The organism is Deltaproteobacteria bacterium (genome assembly GCA_016930875.1).
Classification (GTDB): domain Bacteria; phylum Desulfobacterota; class Desulfobacteria; order Desulfobacterales.
Genome location: JAFGFW010000199.1, coordinates 1 through 4,402 on the forward strand (window position 1 = coordinate 1; position 4,402 = coordinate 4,402).

Here is a 4,402-nt window from a genome sequence, read left to right on the forward strand (position 1 = left end):
CAGAGTTCCGTAATCTTGATACCCAGTTCAGCTTCTTTAAGAATTTTGATGATCTGTTCCGTTGCAAATCGCTTCCGCTTCATGTCTGAGTTGTCCTGTTATGCCTTTTATCAGGATAGACTCAATTTCAATATGGCCTAGTTTATGGGGGAAAGATCACTATGATGGGGCTTGTAGGTGTGTGTGTTATAGATTTGGAGGAAAATATAAGTGGATTTTAAACTTAGCGAAGAACAGAAGTCAATTCAAAAAATGGCCAGAAAATTTGCTGAGGCTGAACTGAAGCCTCTTGCTGGCGAAGCAGATGAGAAGGAAATATTTCCGAGAACACAATTCAAAAAGATGGCGGCACTTGGTTTTACCGGAATAACCTGTTCGCAGGAATATGGCGGTTTAGGCTTGGATCATGTTACATATATCGTAGTAATGGAAGAGATTGGGAAGGCTTGTTTGGCAACAGCAGGAACTTATTCGGTGCACCAGACAGTGCAATATTATTTTGAGAAATTTGGGACCGCAGAACAAAAGAAAGAGTACTTACCTGTTTTGTCAAAGGGAGAAAAGATAGGAGCTTTAGTGTTAACAGAATCTGGGGCTGGATCTGATGTCGCGTCCCTGACAACTGCAGCAAAAAAGGGGGATGGATTTTATACAATTAATGGGAACAAGATATTCATTACCACAGGCGGTGAAGCGGATTTATATATTGTTCTTGCGAGAACAGGGAAAGAAGCTGGTGCTAAGGGAATAAGCGCTTTTATAGTAGACAAAGATGCTGTGGGTTTATCAATTGGGAAAAAAGAGAGAAAAATGGGTTACGGTGGTTCTCCCACAACAGAGTTGTTTTTTACAGATTGTAACGTTTCGGAAAAAGATCTTTTAGGGGGCAAAGAAGGCCAGGGAATGAGACAAATGCTATCTGCTCTAGATGTAGGCAGGATCAGCATAGGGACTATTGCTGTGGGGATTGCACAAGCCGCTTTTGAAGAAGCTCTAGCATATTCGAAAGAAAGGGTTCAGTTTGGAGAACCCATATTTGCTTTTCAAGGGATTCAATGGATGTTTGCAGACATGGCAACCAGAATTGAGGCAGCAAGACTTCTTTGCTATCAGGCTGCATATTCGATCGATCAAGGCAGTTCATTATCCATTAAACAAGCTTCAATGGCGAAGATGATGGCAACGGATGTTGCCATGAGTGTAACCACTGATGCAGTTCAGATTCTTGGTGGTTATGGGTATATGAAAGATTATCCTGTTGAAAGGCATATGCGAGACGCAAAGATACTGCAAATTGTTGAAGGCACAAACCAGATACAAAAGATTGTTATTGCTAGATGTTTATGACCCTGGTTTCCAGCAAATTAAGTGTAAAAGTTAACCTCTTCCCGGACAGTCAGTCCCTCTTTGGTCTGTAGGGTTATACTGCTTCTCGTGTCAATGATTTTTTTATTGCTTTCCCCTCTTCAATCATTTCAATGGGCCTATCTGCCCATATTCCGATAGCCACGATGCTGTGATGCGTGCGCTCATGGTTGTGGTAGTGAAGCCACTGATCGAAATTGTCCTGCAGCTTTTCATAAACTGGTTATATCGCTGGCTTCATTGCGAGCGAATGAGTTTTGAGGTTCCCTCAGGTGTGTGCTCTTATGACCGGGGCACATCCCGCAGACCCCGGCCTACTGAGACTTCCCCTGCATGTCCAGCATGATTTTCAGGTTTTTGCCGGCATCTTTGTGGCCGGGTTCGATCCGTAATGCCTCGCGAAAGTGAGCAACGGCATCCTTTATTCTTCCCTTGCGGGCCATAACGACTCCGAGGCTGTTGTGCGCCTTGGCAAACTCCGGCTTGATCCGCAGGGCTTCCTCAAAATGGCCAATGGCCTCATCCAGTTCTCCTTTCTGGGCCAGGGCGACACCGAGGCTGTTATGCACTTCCGCAAGCCTTGGGTTAATCGCAAGCGCCTTCCGGAAATGCTCAACGGCCTTGTCGATCTCCCGATTGTAGGCAAAGGCCAGCCCAAGGTTGACATGCGCCTCTACAAGTTTCGGATTGATCTTGAGCGCCTCCCGGAAGCGGTCAACGGCCTCATCGAATTTTCCCCTCTGAAGCAGTTCCAGTCCAAGCCGCATCTGCGCTTCCGCATCGCCGGTATCGGTCCGTTGTTCCAGGGGACGCAGTGCGGCGGCTTTTTCAATCGCTTCATCCCGTTTGAGTGCGATTTCCAGATTGGATTCGGCGTCCCGATACCCGGGTTTTATCCGCAGCGCCTCCCTGAAATGAACGATGGCCTCCTTCGTTTCACCCAGACGGGACAGGGTGATCCCCATATTGTTGTGCGCGGAGGCCATATCCGGTCTTGTTTTCAGCACCTCCCCGTACTCGGCAATGGCGTCTTTGAGGTTCCCCTGCCGCTCCAGGGCATTGGCCATGTTATAGCGGGCCTCCGCGTCGTCGGGTTTTATCCGCAGCGCCTCCCGATAATGGGCGATCGCCTCGTCTGTCCTGCCCAGTTCCGCCAGAGCGGCGCCCATGTTGCTATGCATCACGTAATTGTCTGCTGTAACGTTGAGGGTATGTTCAAAGAGGGAGATGCTGTTTTGCCAGTACTGGAGTTGCAGCCACGTGACCGTTATCAGGGCGGAGAGGATGCATCCCACAGATACAGCGAGGAAAATCCGCCGGTGGTGCCATCGGGCCACAAGATCGGGAAGACCCCAGGCGATCATGACAAACAGTCCGATGAGCGGGATATAGGTATACCGGTCGGCCATGGATTGCGCTCCGACCTGCACCAGTCCGATAACCGGAACGAGCGTTCCCAGGTACCACAACCACCCGACTATGAGATATGGAAACCGCCTCATGAACCGGATGACCATAAAAGACAGAAGGATCAGCAGAAGGCCTGCCCCGGCAACCTGCCACACCGGTAAGTTGTTTGAATAGGGATAGAGCACCGCCAGATCAAAAGGCCAGATCATCTTTCCGATGTAGCTTGCGTATGAGACCAGGCCATTGGAAATCCTGGCGGCAAGCGGTACCGCGTCAAACGAACGAACGGCTCCCCCGCTCTGCTGAGCGAAAAAAGTCAGGACGCTCGAAGCTGCCGCGAAGGCAAGGAGGGGTATCTTTTCCCAGATCAGATGGATGTTGCCGTATCTTTCCGGTGAATCATCTGCGGCAGTCCCTTCCTGCCTGAAGCGAAGGCGGCCGAGAGGCCAGTAGTCCAGAAGAAGCAGCACAAAGGGGAGGGTGACCAGCATGGGCTTGGCCATGAGACCCAGGACAAAGAAGAGAAGGACCGGCGCATATCTCTTTGCCCCCGGACACTCGACATACCAGGCGTAGCTCCCCATGGTCAGCATCCAGAAGAATGCGCTTAGAACATCTTTGCGCTCCGCGATCCAGGCAACCGACTCCACATGGAGGGGATGGAGGGCAAACAGCGCCGCGACGAAGGCGCTTTTCCAGAGGGCGCCTGTCATCCTCCTCAGAACGATGAACAGCAGGAGGGTATTCGCAACGTGAAAGAACAGGCTGATCAGATGCTGCATCCCCGGGTTCATCCCAAAAAGTTGAATATCCAGCAAATAGGACAACCAGGTCAGCGGATGCCAGTTGCTGACATCCATGGATGTGAAAGCCCAGGTGACGCTCTTTAAGGTCAGCCCGCCCTGCACGTACTGATTCGCGGTGATGTATTTATCGTCATCGTAGTTGACGAATGCGTGATTCCCGACCTGCCAGTAAACGGCGAGTGTAATCATGGCGAGGAGCAGGCATATTAGAATATCATGGCGGATCTTGAAAAAGGAATTGGTATGATTATGAGTTTCCATGTCGGCCATAGTCGGGGAACATTTTTTGATTCAATGGTTTCATCGACGCTTCGGAAAAATACTTTGCCGGACAACCGGCTTTGGCAGTCGTATACCCGAACCGTTCAACCTGTGCAAGCTGATTATCAAAGAGAAAATAGCGGGAATCGGCCTCTGTCCGCGCGTTATTGGGAAATAACCTCGACGATACCGATATGTCTGCTCGAGAGCCTGAGCCCCCGGTTCCGTCATGGGAAACTATTTCCCGAACTCTTCCTTCAGCTCCCGCTTGAGTATCTTCCCCGAGGGATTCTTGGGGAGCCGGTCCACGACGAGGACCTTCTTCGGGCATTTGAACCCCGCCAGATGCTCCTTGCAGTGAGCGATCAGATCCTTTTCTTTGATCGTTTTCCCCTTTTTCGGCACCACCACGGCCGCCACGATCTCGATCCATTTCGGATCGGGCAGACCAATGACCGCCGCCTCTTCGATATCCGGATACCGGTACAGGACCTCCTCGACCTCGCGCGACGCCACGTTCTCGCCGCCGGTCTTGATCATGTCCTTCTTGCGGTCCACGA

At 50.6% G+C, this 4,402-nt stretch carries 3 protein-coding genes; 1 reads left to right on the top strand and 2 read right to left on the bottom strand.

The window, feature by feature from the left end:
• Nucleotides 1–210 precede the first annotated feature (210 nt).
• A complete protein-coding gene (locus tag JW883_16605) occupies nucleotides 211–1,347 on the top strand; it encodes an acyl-CoA dehydrogenase family protein (protein ID MBN1843886.1) in 1,137 nt (378 codons plus the stop codon).
• A 332-nt stretch (nucleotides 1,348–1,679) separates the two neighbouring features.
• On the opposite strand, the gene JW883_16610 is transcribed toward JW883_16605, so the two are convergent.
• Together JW883_16610 and JW883_16615 are read right to left on the bottom strand one after the other, a co-directional pair.
• Nucleotides 1,680–3,842 (bottom strand): tetratricopeptide repeat protein, encoded by a 2,163-nt coding sequence (locus JW883_16610; GenBank protein MBN1843887.1) that lies wholly within the window; start codon nucleotides 3,840–3,842, stop codon nucleotides 1,680–1,682.
• 237 nt (nucleotides 3,843–4,079) lie between these two features.
• On the bottom strand, nucleotides 4,080–4,402 hold a 323-nt coding region (locus tag JW883_16615), incomplete at its 5' end, for an acyl-CoA synthetase (protein MBN1843888.1).